Annotated in this window: 17 protein-coding genes and 1 pseudogene; 11 read left to right on the top strand and 7 right to left on the bottom strand. The window is 60.2% G+C overall.

Annotated elements, in window-relative coordinates:
- Positions 1-21: 21 nt before the first annotated feature.
- From FCN77_RS23275 to FCN77_RS23235, 8 genes are all read left to right on the top strand, one after another.
- A complete protein-coding gene (locus FCN77_RS23275) occupies positions 22-774 on the top strand; it encodes a FadR/GntR family transcriptional regulator (protein ID WP_137324184.1) in 753 nt (250 codons plus the stop codon).
- Positions 771-2,330, top strand: a complete 1,560-nt coding sequence (locus FCN77_RS23270; RefSeq protein WP_137324183.1) for a gamma-glutamyltransferase family protein — start codon at positions 771-773, stop codon at positions 2,328-2,330. Before FCN77_RS23275 ends, FCN77_RS23270 begins: the two co-directional genes overlap by 4 nt.
- Positions 2,331-2,344: 14 nt before the next feature.
- Complete coding sequence (locus FCN77_RS23265) at positions 2,345-3,157, top strand: sulfite exporter TauE/SafE family protein (RefSeq protein WP_137324182.1); 813 nt, start codon at positions 2,345-2,347, stop codon at positions 3,155-3,157.
- 99 nt (positions 3,158-3,256) lie between these two features.
- The gene (locus FCN77_RS23260) at positions 3,257-3,454 is read left to right on the top strand and encodes a hypothetical protein (protein ID WP_254678717.1); all 198 of its coding nucleotides are present in this window, start codon (positions 3,257-3,259) and stop codon (positions 3,452-3,454) included.
- Positions 3,455-4,412: 958 nt separating this feature from the next.
- Complete coding sequence (locus FCN77_RS23255; protein WP_137324181.1) at positions 4,413-4,820, top strand: hypothetical protein; 408 nt, start codon at positions 4,413-4,415, stop codon at positions 4,818-4,820.
- A gap of 49 nt (positions 4,821-4,869) precedes the next feature.
- Positions 4,870-6,459: a gamma-glutamyltransferase family protein gene (locus FCN77_RS23250; RefSeq protein ID WP_137324180.1), complete on the top strand. Its 1,590-nt coding sequence runs from the start codon at positions 4,870-4,872 to the stop codon at positions 6,457-6,459.
- Positions 6,460-6,496: 37 nt separating this feature from the next.
- Positions 6,497-7,213 carry a YoaK family protein gene (locus FCN77_RS23245; protein ID WP_137324929.1) on the top strand — a complete coding sequence of 239 codons (717 nt, stop codon included), beginning with the start codon at positions 6,497-6,499 and terminating at the stop codon, positions 7,211-7,213.
- A gap of 738 nt (positions 7,214-7,951) precedes the next feature.
- Complete coding sequence (locus FCN77_RS23235) at positions 7,952-8,179, top strand: hypothetical protein (protein ID WP_137324178.1); 228 nt, start codon at positions 7,952-7,954, stop codon at positions 8,177-8,179.
- 458 nt (positions 8,180-8,637) lie between these two features.
- Here the strand turns inward: FCN77_RS23235 and FCN77_RS23230 are convergent, their stop codons facing one another.
- The gene (locus FCN77_RS23230; protein ID WP_254678716.1) at positions 8,638-9,531 is read right to left on the bottom strand and encodes an IS3 family transposase; all 894 of its coding nucleotides are present in this window, start codon (positions 9,529-9,531) and stop codon (positions 8,638-8,640) included.
- Positions 9,531-9,821, bottom strand: coding sequence for a transposase (locus FCN77_RS27200; RefSeq protein ID WP_254678715.1), 291 nt, complete (start codon positions 9,819-9,821; stop codon positions 9,531-9,533). The genes FCN77_RS23230 and FCN77_RS27200 overlap by 1 nt, the downstream gene beginning before the upstream one ends.
- A 95-nt stretch (positions 9,822-9,916) precedes the next feature.
- On the opposite strand from FCN77_RS27200, the gene FCN77_RS23225 reads away from it, so the two are divergent.
- On the top strand, positions 9,917-10,465 hold the full coding sequence (locus FCN77_RS23225) for a hypothetical protein (RefSeq protein ID WP_137324177.1): 549 nt from the start codon (positions 9,917-9,919) through the stop codon (positions 10,463-10,465).
- A gap of 49 nt (positions 10,466-10,514) precedes the next feature.
- Here FCN77_RS23225 and FCN77_RS23220 read toward each other — a convergent pair.
- From FCN77_RS23220 to FCN77_RS26440, 5 genes and pseudogenes are all read right to left on the bottom strand, one after another.
- Positions 10,515-11,402 (bottom strand): annotated as a pseudogene (locus tag FCN77_RS23220) (IS5 family transposase).
- A 46-nt stretch (positions 11,403-11,448) separates the two neighbouring features.
- Complete coding sequence (locus FCN77_RS27195) at positions 11,449-11,910, bottom strand: SDR family oxidoreductase (protein WP_254678714.1); 462 nt, start codon at positions 11,908-11,910, stop codon at positions 11,449-11,451.
- Positions 11,841-12,236 carry an SDR family oxidoreductase gene (locus FCN77_RS27190; protein WP_254678713.1) on the bottom strand — a complete coding sequence of 132 codons (396 nt, stop codon included), beginning with the start codon at positions 12,234-12,236 and terminating at the stop codon, positions 11,841-11,843. Before FCN77_RS27190 ends, FCN77_RS27195 begins: the two co-directional genes overlap by 70 nt.
- 74 nt (positions 12,237-12,310) lie before the next feature.
- Complete coding sequence (locus tag FCN77_RS23210) at positions 12,311-13,462, bottom strand: aminotransferase class III-fold pyridoxal phosphate-dependent enzyme (protein ID WP_254678712.1); 1,152 nt, start codon at positions 13,460-13,462, stop codon at positions 12,311-12,313.
- Positions 13,456-15,255, bottom strand: coding sequence for a phosphotransferase (locus FCN77_RS26440; RefSeq protein WP_137324175.1), 1,800 nt, complete (start codon positions 15,253-15,255; stop codon positions 13,456-13,458). Before FCN77_RS26440 ends, FCN77_RS23210 begins: the two co-directional genes overlap by 7 nt.
- Positions 15,256-15,411: 156 nt before the next feature.
- Here FCN77_RS26440 and FCN77_RS23200 point away from each other — a divergent pair, with 156 nt between their 5' ends.
- Together FCN77_RS23200 and FCN77_RS23195 are read left to right on the top strand one after the other, a co-directional pair.
- Positions 15,412-15,852 carry an Lrp/AsnC family transcriptional regulator gene (locus FCN77_RS23200; protein ID WP_137324174.1) on the top strand — a complete coding sequence of 147 codons (441 nt, stop codon included), beginning with the start codon at positions 15,412-15,414 and terminating at the stop codon, positions 15,850-15,852.
- Between the two features lie 72 nt (positions 15,853-15,924).
- Entirely contained in the window at positions 15,925-17,403 is a 1,479-nt protein-coding gene (locus FCN77_RS23195) for an APC family permease (RefSeq protein ID WP_254678711.1), read from the top strand.
- Positions 17,404-17,415: the final 12 nt, after the last annotated feature.

Raw genomic sequence — 17,415 nt, 5'->3', positions numbered from 1 at the left:
CTACCCCTGGGAGGAGTGCATATGGATTGGTCGTCACTGACTCGGAGCTCGGCGCCGCTATCGGTTCCTGACCGCCTGGCGGTGGATCTGGAAAGGCTCATCTTGGAGGGGGAGCTGAAGGAGGGCGATCGTTTGCCGGCGGAGAAGGAGCTCAGCGAACTTTTCGGGGTTTCTCGCGTGTCGATCCGCCAAGCGCTTCATGAGCTGGAATCACGGGGGCTCATTGCCCGAAAACCGGGGCGGGGGACTACTGTCCTCGCGCTTGCCTCCAGAGGTGGCCAGGCTGGTATGACACTTAACGCACTACTTACCGCGTCGGCCAACGGCGCGACCGAACTGGCTCGGATTATGGAGCTGCGTGCCATTATCGAACCGCCGATTGCTGCTCTTGCCGCAGAACGCTTAACGAGCCGGGACGCTGAACAACTTCGCACTCTTGTCGAAGAGATGGAGCGAGAGGTAGATCTCGAGAGGTATGCCGATCTTGATCGGCAATTCCATCAGGCCATCTCCGAGTACACGCATAACCCGTTGTTGGCACAGCTCACCGATCTGATCTCCAAGGAGATAGCGCCTAGCAGGCGCCGAGCGGTGCAAAGTGCTGAACGAAGGAACGCTTCCAGTGCTGATCACCGTCGAATTTTCGAAGCTTTAGCTGAGCATGATGTTGCCCGGGCTGAGGCAGAGGCCCGGGCACACGTTGACTCGGTTCTGCGTGAGGCGTTGAAGGTGGTTTCCTCAAACTGGACCCACAAAGTGGAGGAGCGGGCATGAACGGCGAATACAAATCAAAGCAGACCGCCGTAGGCGGTGCGGTAGCTACTTCCCACTACCGGGCGACAGAAGCAGGGGCTGAGGCTCTGCGGATGGGAGGCAACGCGGTCGATGCCGCGATCGCTGCGGCGGCCGTCCTCTGCGTGGTGTACCCAAACAATGTTGCCCTTGGGGGAGACTTGGTCGCCCTCGTTCGTGATCCTTCAGGCGCAGTTACCTTTGTCAACGCAACTGGAAGGGCCCCCAAAAAATTAGGGCTGGAAACCCTTCGACAGCGGCACGGCAATGCACTGCCTAACCGTGGCATTGACACCGTCACAATACCTGGCGGTGTCCGGGGCTGGGCTGCGCTTGCTAACCAGGGAGCCAAACTTGGGTGGGAAGATCTGCTTTCACCGGCCCACCTATGCGCGCTGGACGGCATCCCAGTCTCACGATCAGTGGGGCGAGCGATTCAACTCGATCACGAAGCGCTGCAAGCCGACGCCGGTTGTCGCGAGATCTTTCTCCCCGGCGGTTCTCCCCTGATGGAGGGCGACTTGCTGCGTCAACCAGCACTTGCTGCAACCTTCGAACAGCTAATGGCACAGGGGCCCGACGCCTTCTATACAGGCGCGATAGCCCACCAGTGGGTAAAGGGGCTGCGGCTGCTTGGAAGTGCGATATCCGAGGATGAAGTCGCGGAATATTCGCCCACTATCGAATCTGCAATCACAGCGAAAATAGCTGGTTTTGAAGTTTTGACAAGTCCTCCCAATACTCAAGGTTTTTCACTTTTGCGCACGCTGAACGCCCTGCAAAACCAAGGTATCAACGACCCTCTGGAAGCGGATGCCGGCAGGCTTGCCGAAATTTTCGCTGCCAACAACGTCGTGCGGTCCCGCTGGCTTGCTGATCCAGACGTTGGTCCATTCAGCGCAGACGATCTTATTTCCATGGCAGCTGAGGGAAGCGAAAGCGACGCAAGGGCCGCTAGCGGGGATACCGTCGGATTAGTGGCCGTCAGTGACGATGGCTGGTCAGTTTCGCTTGTGCAATCCGTGTATTGGGCCTTCGGATCTGCCCTACTTGAACCGTCAACTGGAGTCCTCTTCCAAAACCGCGGAACCTCCTTCTCGCTGGATGCAAGCCACCCTGCAGCCTTTGCTCCTGGAGCCCGGCCTCCACACACCCTGATGCCTGTGCTCGTGCTTCGCGATGGAGAACTCGCCTACGCCTTGGCAACAATGGGAGGTCAAGCCCAAGCGCAGATCCACGCGCAACTGCTCTTGCGATTGTTAACAGGGGCATCGGCGATAGAAGCGACGAGCGCGCCTCGTTGGGTCGTTGGTGCGCAAGACGATGGTGACACTCCGGCAACGTTGACAGTCGAAGTTGATGTGTCCGCTAAGGCGCTCGGCTCACTCAGGAGTAGCTCGGGTGAACTCAAGCTGGTTCAACCACGAGACGAACGCCTAGGTCACTCCAACGTTATTCGCATTCTTGGTTCAAATTTCGACGCTGCAAGTGACCCTCGATCTGACGGCTCGGCGATCGTCGTCGAAGCCGGAAGCTGAGCGGACCGTACCCCATGACACGAACAAGTGAACTACCATCGATAACACCTGCCAGGCCAGCCCCATCCCCCCTCGTCCTCATCTTTCTTGGGATCGTCACAGGCTACCTCTCAGGTCTCTTTGGGGTGGGAGGTGGTGTGGTGGTAGTTCCTGCGCTACTACTTCTGGGAGTAGATCAGCGCATCGCAGTCGGAAGCTCAGTTGCTGCGATCCTGCCTACCTCTATCGTTGGTGCTGCCGGCTACGCCATATCCGGCGACGTCGACTGGCTCGCCGGACTCATGCTCGCCCTCGGAATTATCGCGGGAGCGCAGCTCGGTTCCTATTTACTGGCCAGGCTGCCGAAGGATCTACTGTTCTGGTTATTCCTTGTATTCATGACAGCGGTTGTGGTGAGTCTGTGGATTGTAATACCGCAACGAGACGACGCCATCTCACTGACGCCAATCTCCGCAATTGCACTCATTCTCACTGGCATCGTCACCGGCATTTTTTCTGCTCTCCTCGGCGTAGGAGGAGGAATCATTATCGTGCCGATTCTCATCTTCTTCTTCGGCGCGAGCGACCTCATCGCGAAGGGGACGTCACTTTTGATGATGGTCCCGGGCTCGATCTCTGCCACCATCGGTAACACACGCCGTCGGAACTTCAACCTGCGGATCGCGGCGTTCGTCGGCATTAGCGCCTGCACCGCATCCCCGCTCGGACTGCTGACGGCACACGCGATATCCCCATTCTGGTCCAACGCGGCCTTCTCTGTTCTGATGGCTGGAGTTGCAATCCAGCTTCTCGTCAAGCGCCTTCGTACGCGTTTGAAGAGGAGTTGAACAATTGGGTATCCAGCGAATCATTATAGGAGAGAGCATCTACGGCGTTGCCGGGGCACGAGCGGTAGCCGTGGAAAACGGCCATAGTTGAGCTACTCGATGATGCCGGGATCCGAGCCCGCAGAGCACCACGAGAACGTGAAGGCCGAGATCCTCTTCGCCGCGCAGGCCCAAGGAACTACCGATTCCATGAAGGGATTCGCGGACCAGTGCCTGGCCGAATACGACCTCGACGGTTGGACCGTACCGGACCTCATCAGCAACGACGACGTCAGCCTCTTCCTCAAACGCCACTAACCCAGTACACGGACCATGGCCCGGTCCATCCCGGAGGGATGTTCATTCGGGCCAGAGAAAGGGGGAGACCGCCTGTTGGCAGTCTCCCCCGTTTTCTGTGAGCTGTCCCTCTACGAGAAAAGAAGAACGATTATGGCGAACGTAACATCAACGCATACTGTCAAAGTCCAGGACCCAGCTTCACGAGACCTACAACTGGAGCGGGCCTCTTCACTACTCCGCGAGAAAGCCATTGGTTGCGGCATTCTTGTAACGAGGGTCGACTTCACAACATTCACGATCGCCCTCAGCCCCGAGGTCGCGTTCGGCACCACCCGGGAAATCGATTTGCTGCGAGGGAAATCCTGATGCCACGGGGTCATTGAAAGGCCAGTTTGTGACGCACTTGGCACATCACGTGAGCCGGTCATGGTGAGAGTCATGGGATGCAAGTGTTCCACCATTCCGCCTGCAAGCCAGCTCCTGCCGGCCTGCCTCCTGGGGCTCAGTCCGCGTGGACGACTCTTATACGGATAGGGGAGTCAGCCGGCGCAGGCCAGCCGACCACTTCCAGATATTGCATCGGATGAAAAAATCGCGCAATCAATGCAGAACCGCCATAGCCGAGACCGCAAGCCCGGGCACGCCGCGGACGGTCAAAGGGCTGTCGTGAACCCCGGCAGCACGTCAGCTCCTCAGCTGCGGCCCTTGCCGATCCGGGTGAGGTTCCACTCGGTGACCCATTTTGCGGATGTCGGGCTTCGAGGGCCTGGACGCTGCGGTTATCACTGCGACGCAGCAGATCCTCGGTGACGAAGCCAAGAACCGCTAGATTCTATTCGGAACAGTCTTCCGATGTACTGAGATCCCCTCCGCTGGGACCAGGGCGCCTGCCCGGAGCGGCGCCATCCGTGCAGGTCGGTGGGATGGGTGTCCAGACTTTGGAATCTTGTAGCGGGCTAGCCGGCCATGGTCAAAGATGGGGACCTCACAGCCTGAGCCGGGCAAAAAAGTACTTGCCGGCATCGCGTGTATGGCGGTCTCCTTGCTGAGCTTCGCATTCATGGGCGGTTCCGAAGGCCCGGTGAACAGCGTTCTGATCGTACTTATTGCGATGGTCCTATTCGGAGTCGCTGAGATCGTTGTCGTGCCGACTGCCCTGTCGTTGACTGCACGGCTGGCCCCACGGGCAGCGTCGGCGCAGATGACCTCGCTGTACTTCCTGACTATGGCAGGAGGCTCAACGTTTTCCGGGGTCGTCGCCCAGGCGTACTCACCCGAGAATGAAGGCCTGTTCTTCTCGGTCGTTGGTCTCGGCTCGATCGCAGCAGCCATCACGCTCTACCTCGTCTACCGGGCACTAAACCGCAAAGTTCGAATGCTCTGAGCCCCTCGTCCCCTTACATTCACCAAGCAACACATTCTGGAGTTAACTTATGAATACCGTCCCCTCCAACACTCAAAGCGTCGCCATCGCCGCACCTCATTTTGCGGCGGTGGAAGCTGCCCGGGAGGTAACGGCCGCCGGAGGAAACGCGATTGACGCCGCAGTCGCTGCGGCGGCAGTGCTGACCGTCGTTTACCCGCACATGTGCAGTGTCGGAGGGGATGTCATTGCGCTGATCAGAAAGCCCGACGGTCAGCAAATCTGCATCAACGCATCAGGCGCCTACGGGTCAGCGCCAGAAGCAGCTGCTGCTCTGGCCGAGACTGGCGGAAACATGCCGATTCTCGGCCCGCTCACCGTCTCGGTTCCCGGCGCTGTCTCCGGCTGGGCCGCCCTGCTGGAGCATGGCGGCTCACTGCCCGTAGCCGACGTCCTTGCTCCCGCCATCCGTCTCGCCAAGGACGGGATGACTGTCAGCCCGGGGCTGGCTGAGGCCATTGAACTGGACAAGGCAACCCTTCTCCAGGACGAAGGGATGAGGTCGATGTTCTTCGTCGACGGCGCGCCCCGACGTGCCGGAGACATTATCGTCCAGAGCGCGCTGGCGGAAACTCTCGCGCAGCTTGCCGGTGAAGGCCTGGACTCCATGTACCGGGGAGCCGTCGCCGGCCGGCTCGCCGCCGGTTTCAAAGCCTTGGGTGTCCCCGTCACGGAGCAGGATCTTGCGAGCCACAGGCCCAGCATCGAATCCGCCCTGACCGGCTCCTTCGGCCCGCTGACAGTGTCGACCGCGGCACCGAACTCACAGGGCTACACCATGCTCAGGAACCTCGGGGCCGTCTTCGCGCACACCGACGACCCTTCCGCGGTAAATGCCGGATTGCTGGCTGAACTCTTCTACAGCTCCGATGCGCTACGGGACAACCAACTGGCCGACCCACGCTTCGTCAAGGTTGATGTCGACGCCGAACTTTCGGAGGAAGCACTGGCCCGGGCCGTCGCATCCGCACAGAACAGCCTTGCAGGCAACGGTCGTCCACAGTTCGCCAGGACGCCCCGGCCCGGCGGCGACACGGTCGGTGTCGCAGCGGTGTCGGCCGATGGCACGGCTGTGTCCCTAATCCAATCGGTGTTCCACTCCTTCGGATCACAGCTGCTGGAGCCCGGAACGGGACTTGTCCTGCACAACAGGGCTGCATTCTTCACTCTGGACCCGACATCACCGAACCAGTTACTGCCCGGGAAACGCCCTGCACACACACTCGTCCCAGTCATCGTCGAACACGAGGACGGTACAGTTGCCGCCCACGGCACGATGGGCGGCAAAGCACAGTCCCAAATCCATACACAACTCATCCTCCGCTACCTGCAGGGCCTCTCGCCTCTACAAATAGTTGCAGCACCCCGGTTCATCGTTGGAGGCCTCGAAGCCGGAAGCAGCAACGACCGGATCATGATCGAGCCCTCACTGGAAAACGACCGGGCCGCAGAAATCCGGAGAACAACCATGACCGTCACCCTGGGGAAGGAACTCGACAGCGACGCAGGACATTCCATGGTTGCCCGACTCAACGCCGACGGCTCACTCGATGCCGGGGCCGATCCCCGCAGCGACGGCGCCGCCTGGGCAGGGAATTAATGTGCGACGCACAGACCTCCAAACAGAACAGCTGCAAATGTTGAAACACGAGCGAAACGCCCGGTTGAGGCTATGGCTGATGATGGCCCTGACCTTTGTCACGGGCGCGTTGGATGCAGTTGGTTACATCGGCCTGGACCGTATCTTCACCGGAAACATGACCGGCAACGTCGTCATTCTGGGCATGGCAGCGGCCGGCGGCGAAGGCCTGCACATCCTGGGTCCAGCCCTCGCCCTGGTCGCCTTCACGCTGGGCGCAGCGATAGCCGGGGCTGTCCTCAGGCGCCAAACCTCGGGATGGAACACTCGTGTAACGATCCTCCTCACCACCGGCACGGCAGTACTCATCGCCTCGGGACTATTCCTCACCACGGCGGACACCCAACCCGAATGGATCCGCATTGCCATAGCTTGTGCCATCTCCGTCCAAATGGGCTCCCAAGCCCTGATAGCCCGCTTCCTTGCCGTAAAAGACATGACGACAGTCGTTGTCACATCGACCCTTGCTTCCCTCGCCGGGGAATCCTTCTTCAGCTCCGGAAACCGTCTCTGGAACCGAAGGCTCGCAGCGGTGGCCGTCCTGTTTTGTGGTGCCGTGGCCGGAGCAGGGTTGATGCATCTGTGCCTCAGCGTGCCCGTCTTCGTCTCAGCCGCGATCACGGCGACAGTGACGATAATCGGCATCAGCAAGTGGAACGTGCCCCAAGACAGCAACTCCGCAAAGGCACAGAGCATGCAGGCTTCCACGCTCTAACCAACCAAACTCCATGTCAGCAAAACTAGAGAGGGTTGAGTGCTGGGTAGCCACATCTGCGTCCATTCTGACTCTGTCAACTGTTTGGAGCACACCAGTACGGCTAGAACGGTACCCACTGTTAGGTGTGCCGATGGGCGGAACTGGCCTACTTCGCTAAGGTTTACCCCTTGTTAGCGGCCATGAAAAACTGCCCACAGGCGGCCAGTTCGGTGCACGGTGGCGGCCACGGGGTTTGCCCGGTCACGGCCATCAAAGATGCCCACAGACGGCCAGCCGAAACACACTCGGTGAGGGCCGGAAACCCCCGAAATCACTCGGCGCCGCCACCATCATCCGACGACCTCAAGCGAATACTCGAGGTGGGGAGAGCGCGAAGGCCTACGGTGTGTCACCCAATAGGCGTGGCTAGATCGCAGCCATGGAGCGCACGATGCTGGTCCGAGTCGACCGATGGTTTGGAATTCCCGCGGAATAAGCCGCAGGCACAAGCAAAACCATGAATTGCGATACGAAAGGCAGCTCCATGCGAGACCACGCAGATTGGAAGGACTTGGCCGGCAGACAGGTCAAGGTTCAGAAAGAAGGCCGAACTATCCGGACCGGGTATGTCGAGGACGTAGCCGTTACTGCGGACACTCTCTGGCTGGAAGCCTACGGCGTCGAACCTCGAACCCTGTACGAAAAAGCGCAGGGCTATACCGCCCTACTTATCCGACCCAGCGAGGTGAGCAAGTCATGAACATGCAGGATGTGGAACCCATCGAAATCAAGGTCCGCGACAGGGCCTCCATGGACCGCCGCATCACTGCCGCGGTCGACCGGATGATCGAGAGCGCCAAGCGGCAACGGACGCACGGCATCATGGTGACCCGGCTCGGAGACGGACACTTCGTCGTCGGCCTCAGCAATGCAGTCCCCTTTGGCTACACGGATCAACTCGATTCCGGACGCCAAACCGCTTGACTACTGCAGACACTGTTGCGGCCCTTCCGTCCGGTCGGACCCAAAAATGGGGTGCCTTGTGAATTCGTCGAAAATCCAACGCTAAGTAACATGGCATCCGGTAACACTTGTCACAAAGGGACAGGAGTGCCGGGGCCTTGAAGCGCTGAAGGATGCTGGCTGCGAACAAGGAAACGGAAATGAGTACCTGAAATCCGTTTAGCAATCTCAATTTGCCTAGGTAACCTGCATTCATGCCACTCTCCGAACGCACTGAGGCGATCATCAGCGCACGCGCTGCTGAATACAGCCACGGCGAACTGACCGCACTGTTGAAGTATGCCAATCTTGGGAAGAACGACCCTTGACCGGAGAAGCCCAACGGGAGTTGGAACAACAAACCAACACGCGTGAGCGCGGCCCTCGGTAAGAACCTGAGCTGCTGCGGTGATTTCGGACAGCGGAATTAGTGGATTCTTCTACGCTGCCAAGGCTGGCTGTTGATAACCATAGTGGACTTCGTTAGGCCGCCGGTAACCGAGCGCGGAGTGACGGCGCCGGCTGTTGTAAAACCCCTCGATGTACCGGATGACGTCGCTCCGGGCTTGTGATTTAGTTGCATAAACGGTCCGATACACACGCTCGTTTTTCAGGGCTGAGAAGAACGATTCGGCCATGCTGTTGTCCCAGCACACGCCGGTGCGTCCCATCGACGATCGCATGCCCAGGCCGATCACCAGGGCCCTGAACTCGGTCGAGGTGTAGACGCTGCCCCGATCGGAATGCCAGATCGCGTCAGGCTCGATCCGGGTTGTGGCGGCGGCGTTCTTGAGCGCGTCGGCGACGAGCCCGGTGCGCATGTGATCGGCGATGGACCAGCCGACGACTTTCTTCGAGTAGCAGTCAATGACGGTGGCGAGGTAGACGAATCCTTGCCAGGTGTGGATGTAGGTGATGTCGCCGACGAACTTCAACCCCGGGGCGGTCGGCGGTGAAGTCCCGGTTGACGAGATCGGGCATGCCCGCGGCCGCCTCAGCATCAGCCTCGGTGGTGATGCGGAACGGACGTGGTTGACAGGCCACCAGGCCCTGGCAGCGCATGATCTGCCGCACCAACTCCGAGAACACTCGGTCTGTTCCGCGGCGAGATCGGCGTGGATGCGCCGGTAGCCGTAGGTGCCCTCGGACTCCTCGAAGAAGTGCTGGATCCGCGCGGTCAGGCCCTGGCGGCGGGCCGCCGTGGCCGATTGCGGGCGGGTGGCCCAGTGATAGAAACCCGACGTCGAGACGGCCAGCCAGCGGCACATTCTCACTACCGAATTCAGATTGGCGGGCTCAGCTTTTTGGGAATCGATGAATTCATACTTGCTCACTACCGCTGCTCCCGCGCGAAGTAAGCGCTGGCTTTTTTCAAAAAGGCAGTCTCCGCCCGCAGCTCTTGAACTTCACGCTCGAGCTCCTTCAGCCGCGCCCGTTCCGACACCGTCAGATCCGCCTCCGTGCCGCCGTTGGCCGCCCGGTACTTGACCAGCCAGTTCCGGAGCGTCTCGGGGCCGACACCATACGCGGTGGCCACGTCCTTGATCGGCCTGGACGTGTTGATCACCTCGCGGCACAGCTCGTCCTTGAACTCCTGGGTAAATCGCTTGCGTGATGCGGTCATGCTGATCTCTACTTTCGGTAGACCCCCATTTTAGGAGGGCCCACTGTCCGAGATCTCTGTGGCAGCTCAACCCTAGCAATGACTCCCTTATAGCCTTGGGAACGAAAATCCTGAATGATCGCGCCAGCGGCGACCAGGAATGGGTGGCCGAGTTGCGCTCAAGCCTGCTCGACGACGGCTACAGTCTCAGCGTGAATAAGAGAAAGTGGTCTATCGCCCCGGTAGGTGCTGCGGAAATACCATTGTCTCCCCAAGTTTCCGATCTGGAAGCTGCCCTCACTGACAAGGGATTCACCGTGTCGGCCAACCATTACCAGCAGGCCTTCTCTGCTTTCAAAAGGCGGGACTGGGAGGCCTGCAACGCGTCCACCCGCGCCACGATTGAGGGCTTCTTTGTGGAAGTTGCCGCGGTGAAAGCAAACTTCTCTCCCAGGCCAGGTCAGAGCAATGGAACCCCCGCCATCGAAAAACTCAGTGAAGTAGGGATGTTCGAACCCGGCGAACACGACTACGTTAAAGGCTTCTGGAAAATGAGCCACACGAACGGCTCGCACCCGGGCCTAAGCAGCGAGCAAGAGGCCCTGTTCCGGTTTAGCGCAGCCACCTCGGCTTTGGCCTTTTTTATCCATCGCTGGACCTCTTAGCCGCCTAGAAGGCTAAGTCGGCGAAGCCGTGATTTTTAGGTCGTGTCTGTTAATTGTGGACTCGGTGGAATGTGACCATCGCGGTGAGTAGCACTCCGCCCAGGAACGTGGTGGCGTATTTGTCGTAGCGGGTGGCGATCCCGCGCCAGTGTTTGAGGCGGTTGAAGCCGCGTTCGACGGTGTTGCGTTCCTTGTAGATTGCTGGATCGAAAGCCGGCGGCCTGCCACCGGCTGAGCCTTTGGCCTTCCGCCGTGCGATCTGATCGGACCGTTCCGGGATGGTGTGCTTGATCCTACGGGAGCGCAGTTCGCTGCGGGTTGAAGGGTGGGAATAGGTCTTGTCGGCCAGTAACCGGAAGCAGATGCCGTCCTGGATCTTATGGGCTTCCAGCAGCGGCAACAGCTGCGGATTATCACCCGCCTGGCCGGGAGTCAGCAGCATCGTGACCGGCGCGCATGCCTGGTCGGTGAGGGCGTGGATTTTCGTCGTCAGCCCGCCTCTGGAGCGCCCGATGGCGTGATCAGCAGGCTCGTCGGGCAGAAACTTGTAACTCGCTCCTGCCCCCTGTGTGGCTCGGATCGACCTTCAGCTTCGGCGCTCCAGCGGTGTGCTGATGAGCCCGGACACTGGTGGAATCAACCGAAAGCAGCGACTCCAGTTCCATGTCGCATACCCCGGTGGATTCCTTTACCGCGGCGAACATCCGCGCGTATGATCCGTCGGCCGACCAGCGGCGGTGCCGCTCCCACACCGATTGCCAGGCACCGAAATCGGCCGGCAGATCCCGCCACGGCGAACCGGTGCGGAACCGCCAGCAGATGCCCTCCAGCGTCAGTCGGTGATTATTCCAAGGCCGCCCCGTCGGCCCGGTGCCGTCCGCAGGACAGGTTCGATAACCGTCCACAACTCATCTGAAATCACATTCGCACAAACCATCTATCCAGCTTGAAACATCGGAATCCCGATACTTAGCAGACACGCCCTACTGGCTGAGCCGTTCTTCGGCAATGGAATTTCCGCCGTCGATGACGATGACCTGGCCGGTGATGTAGGACGCACCCGGTGAAGCCAGGAATGCAATAGTGGCCGCTACCTCGTCCGGGCAGCCCGGGCGTCCCAGCGGGGTAGCTTCGCCCATACTGAGCTCGTGCGCCGTAGAGGAAGCAGTGGCGATCCATCCTGGAGCAACAGCATTGACCGTCACTCCGGAGCTGGCCACCTCCAGTGCCGTAGCTCGGGTGAAGCCGGCGACGGCGGCCTTGGCTGCGTGATAGCCGGCGTCATGGCGGTATGCCATGACCGTCCCCGACAGCGAGGACATGTTCACGATCCGCCCGTAGCCGGCCTCGAGCATAGGCGCCAGCGCCGCGCGGGTCATATAGAATGTTGTGTCCAGGTTGCGAGCGATGGATCGGTGCCATTGGGTGTCCGTGGTTCCTGCCACGGGGAGCTCTCGGCTGTCTCTCCCACCGCAGCCATTCCTGCGTTGTTGACCAGCACGTCAAGCCTGCCGAATAGGTCGATCGCGTTTGCCACCATTTCCGTGGCGTGGCGCGGGTCGGTCAGGTCCGCGGTTACCGACACTGTGTGGATTCCGCGGGAGTTCAGCTCCTGGGCTCGCCGATGGATCCTGTCGCTGGTGGAGGTAATGAGGAGTCGGTGGGTTGCGCCCAGACGGCGGGCGCACGCCATGCCGATTCCGGTCTGGCTGCCGGCTCCCGTAATCAATGCAACCGGCATCGTGTTACTGGCCTGGGTGTGGTGGGGCACAGGGCTCCTTTCGTGGGTGAGGACATGGACCACAGGCCGAGCTCCGTCTTCGGAAGCGGTCGGAACCAGCAAGGTCACCACCCCTCCCTGAGTACTTTGTCCAGCATTCGCAGGAAGAATCGGGCGCTCTCAGCAGTGAAGCAAAGCGGCGGCTTGATTTTGAGAATGTTCTGACGGTCCCCGGTGGGCAGCACGATGATTCCAAGTTGGAGCATCCTGGCGCAGATCGCGCGTGTTTCTTCCGCGGCCGGTTCCAAGGTGACGTGGTCGCGCACGAATTCAAGCCCTTGGTACAGGCCCATGCCGTGGGCAGTTCCGATGATGTCGTGTTTGTTCATGAGTTCGGTGAAACCGTCAGTGAGAATCTGGCCGACTGCGGCTGCGTTCGCCTGAAGCTTGTCGGATTCGATCACGTCAAGGACGGTCAGACCGATGCGGCTGCTCAGCGTGCTTCCGCCGGATGAGGAGAAGAAGGCGCCTTGAGCTGCGAGGGCATCGGCTATCTCGCGGCGAGTAATGACAGCCCCAAGGGGATGACCGTTGCCCATGGCTTTTGCCATCGTAATGATGTCCGGTTCGGCGCCGTGCTCTTCGAAACCCCAGAAGTGGGCGCCCAGCCGCCCGTAGCCAACCTGGACTTCATCAGCGATGCATACCCCGCCGTGGTTCCGGACAGTGGCGTACACGGCGTTCAGGTAACCCCGTGGCGTTCCGATGGCTCCGGCATTGCCGTTGCGTGGCTCGGCGATGAACGTGCCGATGGGTTTGCCGTCTCGTTCAAGTTGGTGCAGCAGCCTTGCGGCGTCCTCTGCATAGCGAACTCCTGCACCTTCACCGCGGTGCGTGCCACGATAGTCGTTGGGCGCATCCACCACATGGACCCAGGCTGGCCGGCTCTGTGCTGCTTGGGGGTTGTCCGAGGTGGAGGTGGAAACAGCATCGGCTGCAAGCGACCAGCCGTGGTAGGACTCTTCACAGCAGAGAACGTCCTCGCGCTTGGTGAAAGCCTTGGACAGGCGAAGCGCCAGGTCCACGGCCTCTGTGCCGCTGTTGACCAGGAAGACGGTGTCCAGGTTCTTGGGGACCTTGGCCAGCAATCTTTCTGAGAATTCGGCCACGGCGTTGAAGTTGAACCGCGAATTGGTGTTCAGCCTGCTCCACTGCCGGTAGGCCGTTGAGGCAATTACCGGGTTTCCGTGGCCCAGGACTGAGACGTTGTTTACCATGTCCAGGTAGTGGCGGCCGTTCGTGTCAATGAGATGTTCTTTCCACCCTCTCTCGATCTGAGGCGGTGCGTCGTAGTAATAGCCTTGCAAGGAGTTGTAGGCTCCCCGGCGGCGCTCCAGCACTGCGTCGGTGTCTCCATTCTTCGACATTTCGGACCCGAGGAATCCAGGTGCTCCTGTGAGCAGCTGGGATGGGTCCTGGTACAGGGCTGAGTAGCCAGAGAACTCGGAAGCGCGGACGAAACGGGGCGGATGCGGTCGGGTGTTCTCCAGCGCGCTGCGGGTGTGCCAGACCGTGATTCCCTCGGCGCCGATGAGTCCGAGAGAATCCCCGACGTTGACGGTAGACCTTCCGGGAGGGTGGGGACCTCTGATAGTCCCTGCAGGGTGATGGTGTCGTGCGTGCCGGTCAGTGTCAGGACGGCAGTTTGGGTGTCGAAGGTGACCGAACCTGCGAAGGGAGCGTAGAGGCTCTGTCGGTCCTTTGCATGCACCTCGACGGCAAGAGCGACGTTGATCGGTTCAAGTTCGCTGTGGGGACGGGCCCGGGTAAGGCGGGCTTCACCGTAGCGGGTCAGTAGGACCTCGGCGTCCACGAGGTCCCCGTCAATGAGGCGCTGTTCCTGACCTCGACCTTCCAGCCAGGAACCTTCGCTGAAGGAGTCGCTGTCCCAGCCCAGATTCACTGTCCGGGCTTGAGTGCGGAGCATCGGTTGCACCATCTGTGGGGAGGGTTCGGCTGGAGTCTTCGGTTGACCGATGGCGGCCCTGATGCTGGCTTCGGCGACATCCCAGTCGAAGCTTGCCGGAACGTTGAAGCACTCCCATTCCCGGTCAATGGCCGAGGAAGCGTACTCATTGTCTGGATCGATGGCGATTTGCTGCTCACCGCTGACCGCCAGCACCGCTCCGCGAAGAACGATCAGGGGCCACAAAGCTGTAATCTCAGCTTCGGTCAGAGGAAGTACGTCGTTGAAAGCCTTGACCAGCGGAAGAAGCGCCAGCGGTTGCTCCGGGGCATGGTGGAATACGGACGCACAGGCTACCGCGAGCTCGCTGATGCGCCAGCTGTACATCGTGTCACTGAAATCGATGATGCCTGCGATCCGCGTGCCACCTGTTTCATCTATGCAGAACACGACATTGTCGTCGGTAATGTCCCCGTGAATCGCCTGGACAGGCAACTCGTCTCTGAGCGGCCGGAGTCGTTTCCTCAGGCGGGACAAGGCGCTCTCAAGCAAGTCGCGCTTATGGGGATCCCGGACGAAGTGCAGCAATTCGGCGACGACTTCTTCGCCTACTCTAAGGTCCCACTGGAGGGCCCGTTCCAGTCCTGGGTGCTCGAAGCCGGCAAGGACGCTGGCGGCTTCGGCGAGGGTACTTCCCAGTGCGCCCAGAACCGTGGGGGAGAGGTGCTGCCTGTCAATGAGCGGCGTCCCGTCGACAAAGGTGAGGAGCCGGACGCAGTGGTCCCTGCCTGCTATTGAGGTGACGTGGATGGGGAACCCGGCAGGGGAAGACACCGGGACCGGGGCATTGAGACCCGCGGCGGCAAGCCGTTCCATCGCTGCGTTCTGCGCGGCAATTTCGTCCGATGAGAACGCCGGGTTGCTGACTTTCAGCAACCATCGCTGGCCGCCATCTGACACCAGGAAGTTGCGGTCTTGCTGGCTACCCAGTTCCTTGATGGACGTTACATCCACGTCGAAGAGGTCGCGCGCCAGCTCGGAGGCTTCCTGTGGGGACACATCAGGGCGGGGAAGGCCTTCTTGATCAATAACTGAAGCAGACATAGTTACTCTCTTGAAAAGATTGATGATGAAAAGTCACTCATGATGAACAATTAATAACGAATCATCATCCTATACGATGGTTCTATGGACGATCAAGAGTTTGATACGGAGTCATCGGTCGATGCTGCATCAGCCCAGAACCAAGGATTAGAGCATGTGGACGCTGTAGACCGTGTGCTGATCACTCACCTGCAGAAGGATGGCCGCATGCCGTACTCGGATCTGGCAGCCGCGGCAGGCCTGTCTGCCGGGGGTGCCCGCCTGCGGGTTAAGCGGCTCAAAGAGCGTGGAATTTTGGACGTGGTGGGCGTCACCGACCCTCTTAAGCTGGGGTACCGGAGCATGGCAATGCTCGGCATCCGCGTCCAGGGTGATGTCGAGGAAGTCGCTGACGCATTGGGGCGCATGGAGGAAGTTATCTACGTGGTCCTCGCTGCGGGCTCGATCGACATTCTCGCAGAAGTCATCGCTCCCGATAACGAAGGCCTCTTCGATGTCATCAACAGAAGGATCCGTTTCGTCTCCGGCATAGCCTCAGTCGAAACCTACACCTACTACCGGACCCACACCCACCGGTTCACTTGGGGCGTTCACTAGCCGCCCATCGCTGGAAAGTTTTCCCGAAGCACCCTCTTGACTCATACATGTGCCGCCCATCACAATAAGTGAATGGCTTTCACTAATAAAGAGGCAGCAGTCATGCCGCCCGCGACCGTCGGCATTGACGGCGGATTAAAAAAGAACGCAGTCGGAACCCGCGACATCGTGTTCTTGTTGGTGTCAGCGGCCGCGCCGCTGACCGTCGTGGTGGGGATTGCCCCGCTCGCCCTCGCTGTGGGCGGCGTCGGCGCCCCCGTCATTTATATCGTCGCGGCACTGAGCCTGGCGCTCTTCGCGATCGGTTTCATGGCCCTCACCCGACACGTCAACTCCTACAGCGGCTTTTACGGCTACATCTCCAAGACCCTCGGCCGCGTCGTCGGCCTTGGCTCCGGCCTCACCGCATGGATGAGTTACAACGGCCTTCAGATTGGCCTCTACGGACTGCTGGGAATCCAGGCCAATCTCGCCGTCAAGTCCATCACCGGCGTCGAAGTCCCGTGGTGGCTCTACGGGATCGTGGCCATCGGGGCCGTTTGGTACCTGGGCTGGCGCGGGATCGATGTCGGCGCCAAGGTGGTCGCCGTCCTGCTCACTCTCGAAACCGCGATCGTTGCCATCCTCGCCGCGTTCGTCCTGGCCCAGGGAGGCGCACACGGGATCGGCTTCGAATCGTTCAGCCCCGAGGCCATCTTCTCCCCGCAGTTCGCCGCGGTCCTCGCCCTCGGTTTCTCGGCATTCATGGGTTTCGAATCCGGAGCCCTGTATCGCGAGGAGGCGCGGGACCCCGACCGGAGTGTCCCGCGTGCCACCTACATCTCCATCGCCTTCATCGGCGCATTCTACGCCTTCGCCGTCTGGATCATCGTCCAGGCCTTCGGCCCGAACGTTGTCCAAGAGTTCGCCGCAGGCCACCTGGACGCCGGGGACACCGCCTACATCGCGGCGGGCAACTTCGTCGGCGAGTGGTGCGTGAACCTCATGAGCATACTGATCGTAACGAGCATCTTCGCCGCTCAATTGGCATTCCACAACACCATCAACCGCTACACGCTGTCTTTGAGCAGGGAAGGGGTCTTCCCCGCGTGGGCCGGCATGATCAACCCCCGCTACCGCACGCCGTCGAGCGCCGGAATTGTCCAGTCCGTACTGGCCGTAGCTTCTGTGGTTGTGTTCGCGGCACTCGAACTGGATCCATTCACCCAGTTTCTGATCTGGATGAATACCCCAGGAGTACTCGGCGTGCTCTTCCTGCAGGCCCTCACCAGCATCGGCGTGGTGGTCTTCTTTATCCGCCAAAAGGACAAGACGCTCAAATGGTACGTGATTCCATCGGCCATCATCGCCACGCTCGTCATGTTCGCAGTCTCATTCCTCTTGCTGAGCAACCTCGAACTGATGACCGGTGCAGCAGCCGGGGGCGCGCTTAACACGATCCTTATCATGGTCTTGCCGGCCATCTTTATCGTCGGCGTCGTCATAGCCCTCATCCTCCGCCGCGTCCGGCCCGACATTTACCAGCGCATCGGACAGGGCAAAGGAGAATGAATCCGGAGCCTA

This window comes from Arthrobacter sp. 24S4-2 (assembly GCF_005280255.1).
Taxonomy (GTDB): Bacteria; Actinomycetota; Actinomycetes; order Actinomycetales; family Micrococcaceae; genus Arthrobacter.
The sequence above is the reverse complement of the archived record's forward strand: the minus strand, read 5'-3'. Positions and strand labels throughout refer to the sequence as shown.

Bases quoted from the DNA above. Each gene is read 5' to 3' on its own strand.
- FCN77_RS23275 (WP_137324184.1), top strand. From the start codon at position 22: ATGGATTGGTCGTCACTGACTCGGAGCTCGGCGCCGCTATCGGTTCCT.
- FCN77_RS23270 (WP_137324183.1), top strand. From the start codon at position 771: ATGAACGGCGAATACAAATCAAAGCAGACCGCCGTAGGCGGTGCGGTA.
- FCN77_RS23265 (WP_137324182.1), top strand. From the start codon at position 2,345: ATGACACGAACAAGTGAACTACCATCGATAACACCTGCCAGGCCAGCC.
- FCN77_RS23260 (WP_254678717.1), top strand. From the start codon at position 3,257: ATGATGCCGGGATCCGAGCCCGCAGAGCACCACGAGAACGTGAAGGCC.
- FCN77_RS23255 (WP_137324181.1), top strand. From the start codon at position 4,413: ATGGGGACCTCACAGCCTGAGCCGGGCAAAAAAGTACTTGCCGGCATC.
- FCN77_RS23250 (WP_137324180.1), top strand. From the start codon at position 4,870: ATGAATACCGTCCCCTCCAACACTCAAAGCGTCGCCATCGCCGCACCT.
- FCN77_RS23245 (WP_137324929.1), top strand. From the start codon at position 6,497: ATGTTGAAACACGAGCGAAACGCCCGGTTGAGGCTATGGCTGATGATG.
- FCN77_RS23235 (WP_137324178.1), top strand. From the start codon at position 7,952: ATGAACATGCAGGATGTGGAACCCATCGAAATCAAGGTCCGCGACAGG.
- FCN77_RS27200 (WP_254678715.1), bottom strand. From the start codon at position 9,821: ATGACCGCATCACGCAAGCGATTTACCCAGGAGTTCAAGGACGAGCTG.
- FCN77_RS23210 (WP_254678712.1), bottom strand. From the start codon at position 13,462: ATGGTAAACAACGTCTCAGTCCTGGGCCACGGAAACCCGGTAATTGCC.
- FCN77_RS26440 (WP_137324175.1), bottom strand. From the start codon at position 15,255: ATGTCTGCTTCAGTTATTGATCAAGAAGGCCTTCCCCGCCCTGATGTG.
- FCN77_RS23195 (WP_254678711.1), top strand. From the start codon at position 15,925: ATGGCTTTCACTAATAAAGAGGCAGCAGTCATGCCGCCCGCGACCGTC.